Below are 17,575 nucleotides of genomic sequence, written 5' to 3'. Positions count from 1 at the left end.
GCCCCTAGTGAAATAGAAAAATTAGAGCTAGAACAACGGTTGGATCTCGAAGGAGAAACTTGCTTCGCAAAATTGACGATAGACAAGTATGGTTCCCCTAATTTCAGTAAGATGTCGTTGAGTACTCTACCCTGGGCACTGGGTCATTTGCAGTCTGGAACTGCGGCCTCTCTATCTCTGCAAGCCTACGATCAACGCTGTATCCTTCTAGCTGAACAACTAAAACGTATAGAAAATCTCCTTCCCTATCATCCTGAAAAGCGAGATGTAAAAACACTATCTTCTGAAGGGATTATTAAGCTGCGAGAAACTCTTTGCCAATGGGCTCAGTTCTATCCAGAAAATATAGAGTGGGCATTTATTCTTGATTGGAAAGAACTTAAAGATAAAAAAGAATCACACGATAAACTGGAAGATAATCAAAATAGCATAAAGAAAATCGCCCATTCGTCTCTAAATGAAGAAACCGATGATGATGAAAGTGATGAGGCTGTGGCTGATGAACGTATTATGCCTATTCTAAACAGCTTCTATATAAACGATATAGAAAAAGCAATACGCACATTCTCAACAGGAACAACGAGCCGTTCTCTTATTAGTTACCTCACCGCAACAAATCAAAAACACGCTGATCTTTATAGCCAACGAGGACTAAAACTTATCATCAACCACTTGGCTCCATGCCATACCCCATTAGGACGCTGGCCCTCAGAACCAACACATAATATGTCCTTAATGCAGCAATTTGCCATAAACACGGCAGTGATGGAGCTCACCACCAGCGGCTTATTGTCCGTAAATGGCCCTCCAGGAACAGGTAAGACAACTTTGCTACGTGATATTATTGCTTATAACCTTGTTGAACGGGCCAGAGTCCTCGCTAGATTCTCTCAAGCTAAGGATGCACTGAATAAAGAAGGATATCTGTGTACTGATCTAACAGGTTTTGAAATGGTCGTTGCTTCTTCAAATAACGCTGCTGCCGAAAATATTTCCCGTGAGCTCCCACAGCTGAAAGCTCTTGGCCAACCTTACCAAATGGCGAATTATCTTAAATCCGTTGCCAATCAGTTGAATGCCGAAAGTCGTAAAGGAAAACTACAGCCAATAACATCCCTTGAGGAACGTTGCTGGGGAACTATTTCTGCCGTGCTTGGACGCAAAAAAAACAGGATAAAATTCAAACAACGCTTCTTCTTCGATAAATACTACGAAAAATATAGCCAAGAAGAAGCTAATCGCCTGGAATCAAAAGATTTTTTGAACTTCTGGCGTTGGCGAGAACTTCAAACCAGAGAGAGTTTCTCTGACGCTAAAAAACGTTTTAATCAAATACTGGAAAATCTAGAACAGCTTATAACAAGTTGTCAGTCAGCCAATGAAATAGCCTTATTTCTTAAAAAGAATAATCTTGAGACCTGGTTACTGACATTTAAGCAAGCCAGAGACAAAGCATCTTCTGATTACACTAATCTCCAACAGAGATTGGCACAACAAAACCATCATCTGGAAGTATTAGAAAGCGAGATAGAAATTAAAGACTTACAAGCAGTAGAACTGAAGCGCAATAAGCCTAATATTTTTACCCGAATTTTTAGGCCCTCCCTCTATTCTAGCTATCAGAAGCATGTCAGCACCGTTAATCTTCAACAACGGACATTAAAGCAACAACGTATAGATTTACTCAAAGAAATTAATACCTGTACTCAACAGCAACCGTTATTGTTACAAAAGCAGCGAGAAGCAGAACAGTTACTACAGGAAAAACACGACGCATATACACTTAAACAGCAGAAACTTGCTCGTTTCTGTAATGAACATCCTGAGATGAAGCTTCCGAGCACTGAAAAATACATTAATGATAGTGAGCTACAAAGAAATGCCTACTGGCAAGATCCAACGATAAACCATCTCCGCTCACAGCTTTTTATCGCTGCACTCGACTTACACCAAGCTTGGCTTTTAGAAGTACTAAAGCATGAAATATTCCGCAAAAAAGTTTTTAAATTGCCAGAGATGCTTGATGGAAAGACTGATCCTAACGATAAAAAAATATGGCAGCTGCTATTTATGATAGTGCCTGTAGTATCAACAACTTTTGCCTCCTTAGGTTCGATGTTTAGAAGCTTAGGAAGTGAAGAGCTTGGTTGGTTACTGATTGACGAAGCAGGACAAGCTATACCTCAAGCTGCGGTGGGAGGTTTATGGCGTAGTAAAAGGGCTATCGTGGTTGGAGATCCTTTACAAGTAGAACCTGTTTTTACAACTCCTCCCAAGTTAGTTGAATACATCAGTAATACCTTACTAAAAAAAGACTCTGAAGAATGGAGCCCTAATAAATGGTCAGTGCAAACTATTGCTGACAGAGCAAATCGTTACGGTTGTGAACTTCCAATCATGGATAAAACAGCTTGGATTGGAATTCCTTTATGGGTTCATCGCCGCTGTATTGAGCCTATGTTTAGCCTGGCAAACAAAATCGCCTACGATAACCGCATGATTCACGGTGAATCGGCAAGTAAAATCGAACCACAACCTCATCCTATATTAGGCAATAATCGTTGGATTCACTCTGGTGGGAGCTGTACTGTAAAACAGTACAAACCATCATTGGCTCAAGAAGTCTTAACGCTATTAACTACATTAGTAGAAAAAGAAAAAAATCTTTCTCAGATTTATATTATTTCGCCATTCAAAGCGGTTAAACAGCAGCTAAGTAAAGAACTATCGTCCCATAAAGATTATTTTTATCAATATCTTGAAAGGGAGGATAAAAAGAAACAATTCTCTAAATGGATTAGTCAAAATATAGGAACCGTACATACCTTTCAGGGGAAAGAGAACCATACCGTAATATTTGTCCTTGGATGTGATATTCAAAATGCTGGTGGCGCAGTGTGGGCTGCAAGTAAACCTAATTTACTGAATGTTGCTCTCACTCGTGCCCGTAAAAATATTTATATTATTGGTGACATTAACGTCTGGCAGGATAAACCCTACTTTAATATGGTAGCGTCAGAATTGAGAACAAAAAGCAGTAGCCACAGCGACAATATGAACTACTATCAAGACTAATTTAAGATTACTCCCTAAAATATAGGAATATACGGAGAAGAAATCATGGATAAATTAAAAGAATTATTAGCAAAAGGTTTTTTTCCTGTACAGAAAAAACGCCTAAGTTCTTTAAATGAAGAATATCTCTATTCAAATAATCACGTGAAAATAACATATTTTTAGTGAATTTTAATCTTCATTTAAAAAACGACTCTATTTTCATTGTGGACAACTTTAAATAGAGTCGTTTTACCGAATAGAGTCTGTAATTTAAATTATTCACAAGGTCAATAATTTCTGGGACATATAGCCAAATTTTTTCTTTCAATTAAAAAATGGCCCCCTAAATTTCCTCTTTTACAGCACACTTCACCCACTCGAGTACCGACTTCGACTACTTCTCGCCAGTAATAAATAGCCTCCTGAGTAAGCAAACATCTTTAAGATATTGACTAAAAATATCATGATGTTGCCGACGAGTATTCATTTGGATACTACGAATATCGTAACAAAAAAACTATTTAATATCTTTAAAAAATAACTCTACAACACAGAATTATCTTTAAAATTACCGTTAGCATCTACAATTGTATCCCATTGTTTAAACTCATCACTTCCCATAACTACACATCCTTTTGTCATAGACTTAAAGTAATTAACCTGAATTCTGTTTAAGCCGTCACTGAAAAATCGTCTTCCGAATAGAAAACTTTCAGTGATGGCTTCTGCCATTTAAGGCAATAAGCAATCAAACCGCCTAAAACGGTCAACATAAATCCTTTTATACTTCGATGGCGAGAATGCTCTATTTGAGAAACGGTTTTTAATTGCCCATGAATCGTTTCGATGATGAAACGCCTTGATAACATTATTTTATCCCACTCAGCCAGCCGCTGTGCTTTCATATTTCGGCGCTTTTGGGTGACGAAAGTGACGCCGGTTTTGCCTAAATCGTCTGCCAGTTCCTGACTGAGATAACCTTTATCGCCGTAAAGCAAACCCGTTAATTCTGTTGTTAATTCGCGAACAGGTTCCCGCTCATCCACATTACCAGCAGTGATTTTAAGCGCCAGAATTTCACCCTAGTGATTGACAACCAAGTGTAATTTGAAACCATAAAACCATATATGGACGCCCCGATTATGCAAGCACTAAATTGATACGGTTTGCGACCATATATCCGGCGTCATAAAGGGCTTATTTGCTCGCGCCATGATGTCATCCGCACCCTGTTTCCTTATCATCCGTCATCGGTATGTAACTAACCTCAGCTTCGTTTAAAAATAGCGATATCACAATCCCGTAAATTCAAGCTCGGTTTTTTAGGTTGGAATGTATAAGCAATTAAGCCAGCGACAATTTCCAATAAAAAACCGAGCTGACTGCGGTGTCTTGAATGCGCTATCTGAGAAATATTTTTGAGCTGATCCACGACCGTTTCTATCAAAAATCGCCTTCTTAACATCAGCTTATCCCAGAGAGATAACGCTTTTGCCTTCATGTTACTACGGACATGAGTGATTAACGTTATTCCTTCTGCTTCCAGTTCATCACACAAGACCTGTGACAAATACCCTTTATCGCCAACACCCTGTTAACCCTTGTACCAGTGCTTTGACGGGATGACGATCATCTTTATTGCCCGAGGTCAACTTAACCGCCAAAAGTTCACCACAATCATTGATAACCCGATGAAGTTTAAAGCCATAGAACCAGCCGGTACTGGTTTTCCCTCGCTGTGCGACGCCCTGAAATACGCGATGACGGGGAATACGGAGATTGTGGCAAACGGCAATTTTGGTTGAATCAATAAAAGCGATCCCCTGGGTTTCAGCCTTGCGTGACGAAAGAAAAGCACAGAGAGGAATAAGCGCCCTTTGCTTCAAGGTTAACATCCGGGTGTAGCTGACCAACCGGGGAAAATCGGCCTGAAGATAGTGTTTAACATGCTGAATATAAAACGTTTTAAAATCACGATAATGGCTCATGTGGAATAAAATGAGTATCGTCATGACTTCACTGAGAGAAAGGGAAGCTTCGCGACGACGTTTGAGCAAGCCATTTTCAATTAACTGTTGATGCCAGAGAGGAATAAATTTTTGGCAAAAGTCATCGACGCAGCAGTAAAGTTCTTCTAAATTAGACATGCCTGAGGATCTCCACGATTTTGTTTTATCTAGCAAAAACTTTGATCGTGCCTCAGGCACTAAGTTCCCTTCTTAAGCAAACCTCAGGTTAATGACAGAAGGTGTGGATGTTGAGTATTACGCAGACGACGGAACATTGACTGCCGGTAAGGTCAAGCTCATTGATGTAGAGTTACCCGAGCATAATGACTGGTTGGCGGTTAATCAATTCGTAGTTATTACTGGTAATTACAAACGGCGGCCTGATGTAGTTGTATTCGTTAATGGCTTACCACTCGCCGTAATTGAGTTAAAAGCCCCGGGTAGCTCTACAGCTAATTTACTTGGTGCATTTAACCAACTTCAAACCTATAAAAATCAAATTCCTGGGTTGTTTAACACTAATGCATTGTTAGTCGCATCTGACGGTGTCACTGCGCGAGTGGGATCGCTATCTGCCAATCTTGAACGGTTTATGCCATGGCGGACAACTGATGGCAAGAATGTTGCTCCAAAAGGTTCACCAGAACTTGCCACCTTAATAGAGGGTGTATTTGAACATAAGCGACTGCTTGAGCTTTTATATTACTTCACGGTATTCGGTGAAACAGGCTCAGGGCTTGCAAAAATCATCGCCGGTTATCATCAATTTCATGCAGTAAACCGCGCTGTTGCATCTACTATTCGGGCCTCTGTTGAAGGCGCAGCAGAAGATCCCGCAACGTATGGTCAACGCTCGGTTAATTCACAGTCCCAAGGCGATAAACGTGCTGGCGTTATATGGCATACGCAGGGCTCTGGAAAAAGTCTGTTAATGGCCTTCTATGCTGGACAGTTGGTAAAGCACCCTGCAATGGCAAGCCCAACGTTGATAGTGCTGACGGATAGAAATGACTTAGACGATCAGTTGTTTGCTACCTTTTCAATGTGCCGTGACCTCATCCGGCAAACCCCAGTTCAAGCAGAAAGCCGCGAAGACTTACAAAAAGTTTTAAATCGCGCATCGGAAGGTGTGATTTTCACTACCTTGCAAAAATTTGGTGAGGTCGCTGAACCGCTCACTACACGGCGTAATGTGGTGGTTATAGCCGATGAGGCTCACCGCAGTCAGTATGGCTTTAGAGCTAAAGTCGATACTAAGACCGGTGAAATCTCTTATGGCTTCGCTAAATATATGCGGGATGCATTGCCCAATGCATCTTTTATTGGCTTTACAGGTACACCTATCGAGGCAGATGACATAAATACTCCTGCAGTGTTTGGTCATTATATTGATGTTTATGACATCAGTCGGGCAGTAGAAGACGGTGCCACCGTCCCTATTTACTACGAGTCACGACTGGCTCGTATTGAGCTTAACGAAGATGAAAAGCCAAATATTGATACCGAGGTTAATGAACTGACCGAGGATGATTCCGAAATTGATCAAGAGCGTTTCAAGCAAAAATGGTCAACTGTCGAAGCGCTGGTAGGCAGTAATAAACGCCTTGCTCTTGTTGCGCAGGATATGGTTACGCATTTCGAAGACCGTGTCGCTGCTCTGGAAGGAAAAGCGATGGTAGTTTGCATGAGCCGCCGTATATGTGTCGCTTTGTACGACGAGATTATTAAGCTACGTCCCGATTGGCACAGTATGGATGATAATGCAGGCAGTGTGAAGATAGTCATGACAGGCGCTGCGAGCGACCCACATGATTGGCAGCAACACATCGGCAATAAAACACGCCGAGATTTACTTGCTAAGCGTGCCCGCGATCCACAAGACCCACTAAAGCTAGTTATCGTTCGTGATATGTGGCTCACAGGTTTCGACGCCCCCTGTATGCATACGATGTATGTGGATAAGCCGATGAAAGGGCACGGTCTGATGCAGGCCATAGCACGCGTAAACCGAGTATTTCGTGATAAGCCTGCTGGGCTTATCGTGGATTACATTGGTATTGCGCAAAATCTAAAATCAGCCCTGCAACAATATTCACAGCACGACCAAGAAAATACCGGCGTTGACGAAGCACAGGCAATAGCTGTAATGGTAGAGAAGTACGAAATCGTACGTGACATGTACCATGGTTTCGACTACGAATCTGCCATGTCCGGAACACCGCAGCAACGATTAGCAATGATGGCTGGAGCTATCGAGTGGATTCTCAATTTACAGCAGAATCTAGCAGCAAAAGAGAATTCCAAAGAAGGTAAAAGGAACGCTCACCGCCGTTATCAGGATGCGGTGTTGGCGCTATCCAAAGCCTTCGCTTTGGCCTCAGCCTCCGACGAAGCTCGTGAAATTCGAGAAGAAGTTGGTTTTTTCCAGGCGATTCACACCGCATTGGTCAAAAGCAGTACCGGTTCCGGTGTAACGCAACAAGAACGAGAATTGGCTATTCAGCAGATTGTTAGCCGCGCAGTAATTTCGACTGAGATTGTAGATATTTTGGGGGCCGTGGGCATTAAAAGCCCAGATATCTCTATCCTCTCAGATGAGTTCCTGGCTGAAGTTCAGCAGATGGAGAAAAAAAATCTTGCCCTGGAAGCTTTGCGCAAGCTGCTTAATGATGGGATTCGCTCACGTAGCAAAGCGAATGTGGTACAAACCAAGGCCTTCTCTGAACGCTTAGAAGAAGCTGTTGCTCGCTATCATGCTAATGCCATCACTACGGCTGAAGTACTGCAAGAACTGATCCGACTCGCAAAAGATATCCGTGCCGCCCGTCAAAGAGGCGAAAAATCTGGATTGTCTGATGAAGAAATCGCCTTCTACGACGCACTGGCTGAAAATGATAATGCTGTACAAGTAATGGGCGATGAAAAACTTAGAATCATCGTTCACGAACTGCTTATGAGCCTACGAGAAAATATATCGGTTGACTGGGCTCGTCGTGACTCAGCTCGTGCGCGCATGAGAGTACTGGTAAAGCGTATCCTACGTAAGTATGGATATCCACCTGACCTTCAGGACATAGCGGTGCAAACAGTTTTGCAGCAGGCCGAAGCTCTGTCATCTAGTTGGTCTGTGGGGGAACCTGGTAGAGCCAGAGGCTCGATTTAACCCAATTCCACAAGAATGTTTTTTATTGATAAAATATTGGCAAGATAATAAGCACTCCTTCTCGAACTTGCGAAGGAGTGCTTATATATGGCATTAAAGATCATCAAGCATTCTGTTTCGCCATAATACGTAGCTCCTCTCGCACTTCTTCATAAACTGGTAACGCTGTTCCTGGAGTATCTAATGTGGCAATGACCACATAGGGAACCTTAAGCTTTTTTATGCCCGCTCGTCCGTTACAATTAATTCTGATAGCCAGATGGTCTCCCTTGGTAAATGCTGAAGCACGATTTCCTTTACGAACATCGTGAAACACAGTGCCATTTTTCAAATGCGAAGGGTAATAATCAAATTCTTCAAGATTAATATCACCATATGCCGGGCTCGCCCAGAGTTGAGCACCACGATAATCCTTATGCCCGTGATTGACTGGCGAGAACCACGCTACAGTAACTATCAAACGACGATTAACGGTCTTTGCAGCAAGACTTGGTGGAAGCGGGAAAAAATAATCTTGGGCAGTCTCGGCTTCAATGACATTGGAATAAATCAGTGTTGCCTGATTGTCTGCACAGAAGTGAATTCGGCTTTCGTTTACCTGGCCAAACCCTAGATACTGATTGAGATCGGATTTGAACGTTCTACTACCGTTAACATCCAGATGGCGGCTAATTAGTTTCCTTGAAAGGATATTGTGTTCAGCGCCGTGGATCAACATTGCTTTCAAAATGAGGGCATCTGATGCTTTTGAAAGCGCCTGCTGATAGCCAAATGCTTTCATTTCCTGAAGCATGTCATGCAATATCGCGAGTCTTCGGGTCGCGAGTGCTGCTGCGTTACTCGTGCCAGCAGTGAAGCCATACTGATTGAGTCCACCCTCACCTCCTGGCATAGCCGATTTCAACCCCGGTCCAAAACGTACTGCTTTTGAGATATCAAGTCTGACCAGATCGCGTGCTGTGGTCGTCTTGTTCACGTAGGTTTGACGTCCTCCAGGCATATGAATCTCTGGCTTAACCGACTTTCGTCTTCCTAATGCGATAGTATTAATCGGTGAAAACATTCCCTGGGTTGAGAACACATCAACATGTCTTGGTGGAATATTACCGGTAAAACCATCCTGATGGGCTGCACCTACTGTCAGTGCGTTAATTGATTCAGCAGGTGAAAGTAGACGGCGCAGCGGACGTTGTGCAGCAATAGCTTTCAGGGCATTTTCCTCTAACTCTTGGGAAGTAAGAGCGGCAAAATCATCACCAACAACATTATCCAGAATCAAAGGCATACATGAGTTTCCTGCGCTAACAACAAACAGCACTTGATACTCAATAGATAACCAGTCCAGCATTCGTGCCCATGGACTCATCTGGGCGTCGTACATACGGCAAGGATCACCTATAGATAGATTAATAATTGAGACATCAGGAGCAGTGGGCGGTAGACCATTTTCGCCTTTTTTCATTCTGACAACGGCACGATGGATTAGGTCTGCAGGAATAAATTGGGTAGGAATTTGCTCTCTAACGCTACCATCAAAGCTGATGCTACCGGGAATCATAATTGGTCTAACGTATACGCGCTTGGATAGAGGTGGCTCAACCGGATTCGAAAGATCGCCATGCACGATCAGTGATGCCATTGACGTACCATGATTCTGATGGGACGGGGAAGTGTAAAGGGATTCGAAATCATCCGGATCATCAATTTCAAGCCTGCCTCTAAGAGCCGCATGATTCTCAAGTGGTAGGCCATCTAGTAAAGCGACAATAGGACTAACATAGGAGTCTGGAAGGTTCTGCTCATCCAGTGCCAATAGCTCAGCTCCAGCGTCATAATTTTCTTCGATGACAGGAAAAGCACACTGGCCCAGTGGTCTAAAAAACATTACATCATCACAACGCATCAGCTCCAGAATGTCACCACCCAGTGCAAGGACCTCTTTAACTTTACTGACAGGAAGGTTACCTATAAGTGCATGATAGCTGATAGCCTTATAATTACATCCCCCTGTAATGCTGCCACCTGCGCGGGATATTAATCCTCTTATGCGAGATTCCGCTTTAGATTGCGCCTCAGGAGATGATCGATACCAGAGCTCAATTTCGAACGGTACGGAATCATCATAACCCGCTGCTGCATCCTCAACACGTCCCTGCCAATCCTCCAAGATGAAGGTAGCAGCCAGCCTGTCTCTGGTATCCCAGAAACGAATATCAGTAAGCCGATCGAATACATCTTTCAGCGCACCATATCCCCAATCTACTTTCTTGTTTTTCTGATATTCACGCCATAGTGTTAATAGGCGGCTAAGTCCAGCTTGATTGCTCATTGTTAAATAAGCATTTCTAGTGGCCGATCTACGGGTTCCATTGCTTAAGGTGTAATAATCTTCACTATCAAAGGATTTTTCGAGTAATGCGGACGAAAGATATTCAAAACCTTTAACTCGGGCAAGTGCGGTGGCGAGTCCTTCTATTTCACCGACGACCTCTAGCACAAGCACTTTTTCAGGAAGAAAACCGTCAGCAGTCTCAGCAAGCTCGATGTACTCTGCGAAATTACGTTGAAGCCTTTCGACCTTTGGAAATACGCGTGTAGCCTGGATATCTATATTTGGGAAGTGAATCGATGAACGATTGGGCGGTAAACCGTCCCTCTCTTTGATTTGTTTCGGCGGGGTGAATATTAGGAGAGGGTTCTGCGCCATTTCACGTTCCTTATTTGTGAATTAGTTTTCTTGCCGATATCTTTCCGACCAGTACTTAAGGCATCGAGCGGAAATATCTTTCAGTTTTTTTTCGCTTGCAGGAAGGCCAAGAATATATTTACGTTGCACATCGAGAGCAAATTCTTCAAGTTCGGCAAAGCTAAGGCCAGACAGCTTTTTTGCAAGTGTAGAAGGAGCGAAACCGAGAGAATGGCCTACGCGCTTCTCAAACTCCTCAAACCATTTCGTCGCCATACTCTGTGTTGGAGCAGGTACATTTATTTGTAACTGGAACCTACGCCAGATGGCCTTATCGAGCATGGATTCATGATTAGTAGCTCCTACAACCACAACATGACTGGGTAACAGATCAATCTGTTTAAGCAGAGAGTTCACTACTCGCTTCATTTCACCATTGTCATTTGCATCTTCGCGCTCTTTACCTATGGCGTCAAATTCATCAAAGAAAAGAACGCAGCGCTGCGTTTTAACAAATTCAAATAGCTTGTCTATTTGCTGCGCCGTCTCTCCAAGATAACGGTTAATTATTCCTTCATATTTAACCGTGAAGAAAGGTAGTGAGAGATGATTAGCAAGCGCTTCAGCGATTGAAGTTTTGCCGTTCCCTGGTGGTCCAGATAGCAACAGTTTATGACGTGGTTCGAGGTTATACGAGCGTAGTAGATCGCGACGCGCATGCTCTTCTATGAGCTCCATAAACTGCGTTGTAATAGTTTCAGGAATGATCAAATCACTCAGAATCTTACGCGGCTGAATTTCATAAAAAGCATTCTGAAGATCATTATCGTAGGTATAACGGCGCACCTCACCAGAGCCTGTACTGGTAAGTATATTTTTCAGCTTATCGGCAAGCTGATATTGATGGCGTGCTGTAGCTTCCGCAGCGATTGCTTCTGCAGTTATTTTGAAACGCGGAAGGTCACCCTTCATTCCAGTTTCAACTAAACTTAGCACTAAGTCGGCTCTGGCCATTTCTTACCTCATGTTACTACTGAGTGTAGTTTATCAAGCCAAAGACACACAGCAAACACATATCTGGATTGATGGAGATATCCAAGAGTCACTTTGCCGGTGTCAGTATCAGAGCCTTTCTAACAACCCGCGCCCTGAGGACAGGGCTCCTCAACAATTGTATAGGGTGCGTGCTGTTTTTATAGGCCGGCTTTCAGTTTTGTCTTAACACCACCAATAGCATTGGAGAACCATCAGTCACTGTTTAGCTTCCTAAAATCAAAAGGACTAATCCCCTTCCCCCGGTTCACATCCAGATAATCCGCCCACCACTGCAGCATTAGCCTGCGTTCCCCCAAATGCTCCGCCTTATGGATGTAAGCCGCACGCACAGAGCTACGTTCCTGATGGCTCATCTGCCGCTCTACCGCATCCCTCGACCACAATCCCGACTCAATCAGTGAGCTACAGGCCATTGTCCTGAAACCATGCCCACAAACTTCCGTTTTCGTGTCATAGCCCATAACCCGCAGAGCCTTGTTCACCGTATTTTCACTCATCGGCTTACGCGGATCGTGATCTCCCACGAAGATCAGCTCACGATTCCCATTCAGGCTTTTAATCTGCTGGAGAATGGCGAGAGCTTGCTTCGACAAAGGTACAAGATGCGGAGTCCGCATCTTCGACCCACGTTGAGAGTGTTTAACACCTTCCAGAGGCTCGCATTCGCCCGGAATCGTCCACATAGCTGTTTCAAAATCTACTTCTGACCAGCGGGCAAAACGCAACTCGCTTGAGCGAATAAAAACTAACAAGGTGAGTTCGACAGCCAATCGGGTTAATGGTCTTCCAGAATAGTGATCGATGCGATGAAGTAATTCAGGTATGCGGTTAAGTTCCAGAGCAGCACGGTGCTGTCTTTTCGCAGTTGCAACCGCACCGGCAATCTCTTGCGCGGGGTTATAGTCGATTAAGCCGCTCTGCACGGCAAAACGCATGATTGCTGTAGTTCGTTGCTGTAAACGGGCGGCGACTTCAAGACGACCGGATGACTCCACCGCTTTGATAGGTACAAGTAGATCTCGCGTCTTCAGTTCCGCAATGTTCCGCTTACCGATAGCAGATTATCCTCCAGGCTCTTCAGTACACGAGCACTATGCGATACAGACCATTTTTGATTACTGGCGTGCCATTCTCTGGCGACTACTTCAAAAGTTATCGCTTCCTGCTCTTGCTCTACCTTAACGGCTTTCTTGTTCTCACTGGGATCAACGCCGTTAGCTAACAGCTTACGCGCTTCATCACGCCGAGCTCTGGCATCCGCCAGCGAAACCTCAGGGTATTTCCCCAGCGCCAGCATCTTTTCTTTACCGCCGAAGCGATAACGTAATCGCCAGTATTTGGAGCCGTTCAGGGTGAACCAGCAATACCATGCCTTCGCCGTCAGTAAGCTTATAGGCTTTTGCTTCAGGCTTGGCGGTACGAACCTTCACATCACACAGAGCCATGATGAGTATCCTTTCAAGGGTTCTGTGTGGGTACAAACATTATCGAACCGGAATATACCCGCAGTTGTACCCGCATCAGTAAGTTGATGTAGATTGAATCAGGTTGACTTAGGTTGAGTGAAAAAGCGAGGAAAGCCTTGCAGATACTGGATTTCAGGCACAAAAAAAGACGTCAGTTGACGTCCATTGATGTTCCGCTGGTGCGAAGGCCGGACTCGAATAATAAAGTAACATATTGTTTTTAAAAAAATTTATTAAAAAACATTATTATGATGCCCCTTTTTATGCCCCCAAACAAAAAATTATTTACTACTACTTCATGTAACTAATTAAATTTAAATGAAAAATTAATACAACAGATATGGTGTGATTTTATTTCATTTGAGATACAAGATAACTCTGTGTTTTTTCAATTCTCTTAGTTGACTTGTTAAATTTTTTAACAAGTCAACTAAGAGAAGACAAGCGTAGCGCGTCAGCTAGAAAACACCCATGTTATAGTCATCAGTAAGCTGATTTCGTCAGCGTATCTAATCAATAGTCTAACTAACTGATTAAATTATCTGTTCCCTATTGCTACGTGTTACATCCTGCGCTAACCTTGCTACACTTAATTGCTGTCATCGACAGCCGCCAATGTTTCCGAGGGATCTGTGAGGAAACGCTTTCGAGTGATCCGCTATTGCTGCCATTGACAGCACTCAATGCTTCTAAAAGGTCTGTGAAGAAGCGCTTTCGAGCGACCATACCTAAAATTCTCCCTGATCTGAAAAGAGAAGGCCGTCAGATAGCATGAGGCTGATAACCCCGCTTATCCTTTGAAAGTGGGGATCGCGAAATGAAAGCGATGAAGGTGCATTTATACATTTAACTCACTCACGGGTCTTCTATCCTGGAGGAAGCGAGTTCTTCTTATATCCAATCGTCAGACAGGACAGCTTTACCTGCCTTTCGCTCTAATGAGATTAAGCCACGAGTTTAGCCTCATTTCATTTACGTAAGCTAAAGCATCCGGTTTGCCTGGCTCACACCTTAACTAACTGCTGCCTGAGTTATCAGGCGGTCAGGTAGGCTATTTCTCAATATCAGCATATTGCGACAGTTTTACACTACTACGGGCAACACTTTGCTATGCCATCAGGCATCAGCAAGCACCTGCCCTGCTTCTGTTTACTGACTCCGATGTTCAGGCGTCACTTTTCGCCGGTTTACCGCTGAAAGTGACGCCGCCACATAAAGGTAACATCCACATTACAGGCGTATGCCTGCTCAACAAATCAGTGCTTCTGTCACTGCTAATTAAGATTAAAACACCATCAAAAAGGAGAGCTTGACGATACCGAGGCTGGCTTTTGCCAGAGGGGATAACCTGCCTATGCAGGCGGTAGTACAGCGTACTCAAACCGATACCCCACAATACCTCAACAGCGTTCACTCTGGCGCACAGGTATCGTTCAAGGGCAAAGCAGATAACCCCTGTTTTGTCAGAACTGTCGCGCGCCAGAGATTTAATGTTATCAGGTGAAAAATAAGGAGTGATATGAGTCGATTAGTCAGGGAAATGCAGACCTTTGCCCGGCAGGCTGGAGGCAGTCATAAAACCTGTCATGACCGCATTCGGATAGCGAGGCGGCTAGGTGAGTTTTTGTTGAAACTGAATATTCAGGTGAAAAGCCTCAACTATTTAAAGACCAAACACATTGAAAGTTATATCCATGCCCGACTGTCTCAGGGCATAGCCAAACGCACCCTGCAAAATGAAATGTCGGCGCTCCGCCATATCTTTCTTCTGGCAGGCCGGACGAAGTTAAGTACCTCTCCCCGATTGAGTAATCAGGCATTGGGACTGAGTGGCGCCAGTCGTGCAGGGACAAAACAAGCCATTCCTGATGTACTTTTTCAGGCTATTTATCAGAAAGCAGCAAAATACGATGCCGGACTGGCAATCACCCTCCAGCTTACCCGTTTGATGGGGCTACGTTCTCAGGAAGCCGTTCAGTGTTGTGCTTCGCTGAAAAGCTGGCAAAAACAGCTTAATCAGCCAGAGCCTAAGCTCCATGTAGTTTTTGGTACTAAAGGCGGCCGCCCCAGACAAACTCGTGTACTGAATGTGGACGCTGTGAAAAAAGCGGTTGATAGAGCCATTGAAATTGCAGAGCAGCGCGGCGGCAGGCTGATTGATAAACCCGATCTCAAACGAGCGATGAACTACTGGCGTGCCCATACCGCTCATCTGGGATTAACCGGCTGTTATGCCCCACATAGTTTGCGCTACGCATGGGCACAGGATGCGCTGAGGTTTTACCAAGAAAGCGATTTTACTCGTCAGGAAGCCAGGGCTTTAGTCTCAATGGATTTAGGTCATGGTGATGGTCGCGGGCGTTATGTTGAACGAGTTTACAGTCAAAAGGAGGATTGAGAAATGGCAGAGACAACCTTAATACGTCTGGCGGATGTCATGAAAAAAGTCGGTTTAAAGAAATCATGGATTTACCATTTGATGCAGCAAGGGGAATTCCCTAAATCTGTCAGTCTGGGAGCACGCTCAGTAGCATGGGTAGAAAAAGAAATTGATGAATGGATTATCAATAAAATCAACAACCGCGAGGAAACACAGGGATGAGTCTGAATGAGGCTTTTCACCTTAATTATAAGTTGATAATCAGTAAATTACTGAGGTATAGTTCACGCGCTGCGGCAAAATCCGCAGCCGGAGTTAGCGTTCCGATTAACATGATGGCAGCATTACACGCCTGTTTTAGGCTATTCAATGCTGGTGCTTTTGTACACCTGTTGTCTATGGTGGCTCAGGCAGGGGCTTCGAAAGAAGCGCCGGTTTCCATTGTGTCCGGTAACGCTAACCCTGTCTGGGCTGCCACCCTTGAGGTTAGCGTCTCTGGTGGTAGCGATAGTTCGCACACAATGGAGGCTGCCTTATGGCTATACCCCCTCTTAACCTCTACCTACCACCCCAAGACTGGCTATTTTATCTACAACGTCAGCTATTCTCTCTTTCTAAGGCTTTTTCTCTGGCAGGGGTGTTTTATGCATGATTACCGCCCTGAAAACTCAGAAGAAGTACTCGACCATTGCCGGGCACTTATCAACAGTATTATTGAGCAAAATAATCTCGCATTTAAGGAAATCCTGACTTTCGTTTTATGGGAACGTATTGAACTGCTCAGTAAAATGCTGGTTGGAGAAACCACAGAGGAGGAAAGCCATGCCCTCCTTCATTTCTGATATTGTCCGGCAATCCCGCCACCGCTGGCCCGCGATCCTGTCTCAGGCAGGCATTGTTGTGCCCGCCAATAATCGTCATGGGCCTTGTCCCATGTGCGGTGGGAAAGACCGGTTCCGATTTGATGATAAAAACGGTAATGGTACATGGATTTGTAATCGGGCTAAATGCGGTCATGGAGATGGACTGGATTTATTGGCAAAATTTAAAGGCTGTCAATTAATTGAGGCGGCAAGGTGGATATCTGAGTTGTCAGAACTCCCGTCAACGGCGCCAGCCAGAAAAAAAGCCTCTGTTATTCAAGTGCCGATTGCTGAACGGGTCAATTCGTTATTAAGTCAGTGTATTAAGGGCGCCAGCCCTTATTTAATTCGCAAGAGTTTAGCTGAACGTGTTTTTTTGTTCCCACCGGCTTACTGTCAAAAAACAGGCAATGTGATTTTTCCAGAAAATACCTTGGTGTTACCACTGGTTAATATTGCCGGAGAATATTGCGGTGCCCAATTGATTCACCCTGACGGCAGCAAGCGATTATTACCCGGCAGTCAGTTAAAAGGGGCTTTTGCTGTTGTCCATGAACCCGATTCTTATGATGACATTATCATCACAGAAGGTTATGCCACTGGCTTATCACTGGCCGTTATTAGCCGAAACAGTGCAATCTATGCCGCCATTTCCGCTAATAACCTGCTCAATGTAGCAAAAGCGCTTAAAGCGCAACATCCGCAAGGTGTTTTTATTATCGCAGGGGATAATGATGTTGATGCAGATGAAAAGAACACAGGAAAAATTAAGGCGGAACAGGCCGCGAATGCAATACAGGGAAAGGTTGCACTGCCACCAACAGACTATCAAGCTGACTGGGATGATTACCGTAAGCAATATGGTGATGAAGCAACCCGAACAACCTTTTATCAC

Annotated in this window: 8 protein-coding genes and 4 pseudogenes; 7 read left to right on the top strand and 5 right to left on the bottom strand. The window is 44.1% G+C overall.

Features of this window, described 5'->3' with window-relative positions; genetic code table 11:
* Positions 1 to 147 precede the first annotated feature (147 nt).
* Entirely contained in the window at positions 148 to 3,075 is a 2,928-nt protein-coding gene (locus VY86_RS10725; RefSeq protein ID WP_162200372.1) for a DEAD/DEAH box helicase, read from the top strand.
* Positions 3,076 to 3,728: 653 nt separating this feature from the next.
* Here the strand turns inward: VY86_RS10725 and VY86_RS10720 are convergent.
* Together VY86_RS10720 and VY86_RS10715 are read right to left on the bottom strand one after the other, a co-directional pair.
* Positions 3,729 to 4,181 (bottom strand): annotated as a pseudogene (locus VY86_RS10720) (IS982 family transposase); the annotation flags it as partial.
* Positions 4,182 to 4,324: 143 nt separating this feature from the next.
* Positions 4,325 to 5,204 (bottom strand): annotated as a pseudogene (locus tag VY86_RS10715) (IS982 family transposase).
* A gap of 91 nt (positions 5,205 to 5,295) precedes the next feature.
* On the opposite strand from VY86_RS10715, the gene VY86_RS10710 reads away from it, so the two are divergent.
* Entirely contained in the window at positions 5,296 to 8,229 is a 2,934-nt protein-coding gene (locus VY86_RS10710; protein WP_202967594.1) for a type I restriction endonuclease subunit R, read from the top strand.
* Positions 8,230 to 8,332: 103 nt separating this feature from the next.
* Here the strand turns inward: VY86_RS10710 and VY86_RS10705 are convergent, their stop codons facing one another.
* The 3 genes and pseudogenes from VY86_RS10705 to VY86_RS10695 all read right to left on the bottom strand — a co-directional run bounded on the left by VY86_RS10705 (position 8,333) and on the right by VY86_RS10695 (position 13,416).
* A complete protein-coding gene (locus VY86_RS10705; RefSeq protein WP_046974931.1) occupies positions 8,333 to 10,936 on the bottom strand; it encodes a S8 family peptidase in 2,604 nt (867 codons plus the stop codon).
* 21 nt (positions 10,937 to 10,957) lie between these two features.
* Positions 10,958 to 11,929 carry an AAA family ATPase gene (locus VY86_RS10700; protein WP_046974930.1) on the bottom strand — a complete coding sequence of 324 codons (972 nt, stop codon included), beginning with the start codon at positions 11,927 to 11,929 and terminating at the stop codon, positions 10,958 to 10,960.
* 233 nt (positions 11,930 to 12,162) lie between these two features.
* A pseudogene (locus VY86_RS10695) lies at positions 12,163 to 13,416 on the bottom strand (tyrosine-type recombinase/integrase).
* 1,330 nt (positions 13,417 to 14,746) lie between these two features.
* On the opposite strand from VY86_RS10695, the gene VY86_RS24720 reads away from it, so the two are divergent.
* The 5 genes and pseudogenes from VY86_RS24720 to VY86_RS25835 form a co-directional block, all read left to right on the top strand.
* Positions 14,747 to 14,941, top strand: coding sequence for a hypothetical protein (locus tag VY86_RS24720; protein WP_133148729.1), 195 nt, complete (start codon positions 14,747 to 14,749; stop codon positions 14,939 to 14,941).
* A gap of 15 nt (positions 14,942 to 14,956) precedes the next feature.
* On the top strand, positions 14,957 to 15,835 hold the full coding sequence (locus VY86_RS10690) for an integrase domain-containing protein (protein ID WP_046974929.1): 879 nt from the start codon (positions 14,957 to 14,959) through the stop codon (positions 15,833 to 15,835).
* Positions 15,836 to 15,838: 3 nt separating this feature from the next.
* Positions 15,839 to 16,039: a helix-turn-helix transcriptional regulator gene (locus VY86_RS10685; protein ID WP_036773792.1), complete on the top strand. Its 201-nt coding sequence runs from the start codon at positions 15,839 to 15,841 to the stop codon at positions 16,037 to 16,039.
* On the top strand, positions 16,036 to 16,659 hold the full coding sequence (locus tag VY86_RS10680; protein ID WP_046974928.1) for an ash family protein: 624 nt from the start codon (positions 16,036 to 16,038) through the stop codon (positions 16,657 to 16,659). The genes VY86_RS10685 and VY86_RS10680 overlap by 4 nt, the downstream gene beginning before the upstream one ends.
* A pseudogene (locus VY86_RS25835) lies at positions 16,640 to 17,488 on the top strand (primase-helicase zinc-binding domain-containing protein); the annotation flags it as partial. The gene VY86_RS10680 and the pseudogene VY86_RS25835, both read left to right, overlap by 20 nt.
* Positions 17,489 to 17,575: the final 87 nt, after the last annotated feature.

The sequence above is a fragment of the Photorhabdus thracensis genome, assembly GCF_001010285.1.
GTDB lineage: Bacteria > Pseudomonadota > Gammaproteobacteria > Enterobacterales > Enterobacteriaceae > Photorhabdus > Photorhabdus temperata.
This window is presented reverse-complemented; position numbering and strand designations above follow the sequence as displayed.

Bases quoted from the DNA above. Each gene is read 5' to 3' on its own strand.
- VY86_RS10710 (WP_202967594.1), top strand. From the start codon at position 5,296: ATGACAGAAGGTGTGGATGTTGAGTATTACGCAGACGACGGAACATTG.
- VY86_RS10705 (WP_046974931.1), bottom strand. From the start codon at position 10,936: ATGGCGCAGAACCCTCTCCTAATATTCACCCCGCCGAAACAAATCAAA.
- VY86_RS10700 (WP_046974930.1), bottom strand. From the start codon at position 11,929: ATGGCCAGAGCCGACTTAGTGCTAAGTTTAGTTGAAACTGGAATGAAG.
- VY86_RS10690 (WP_046974929.1), top strand. From the start codon at position 14,957: ATGAGTCGATTAGTCAGGGAAATGCAGACCTTTGCCCGGCAGGCTGGA.
- VY86_RS10685 (WP_036773792.1), top strand. From the start codon at position 15,839: ATGGCAGAGACAACCTTAATACGTCTGGCGGATGTCATGAAAAAAGTC.
- VY86_RS10680 (WP_046974928.1), top strand. From the start codon at position 16,036: ATGAGTCTGAATGAGGCTTTTCACCTTAATTATAAGTTGATAATCAGT.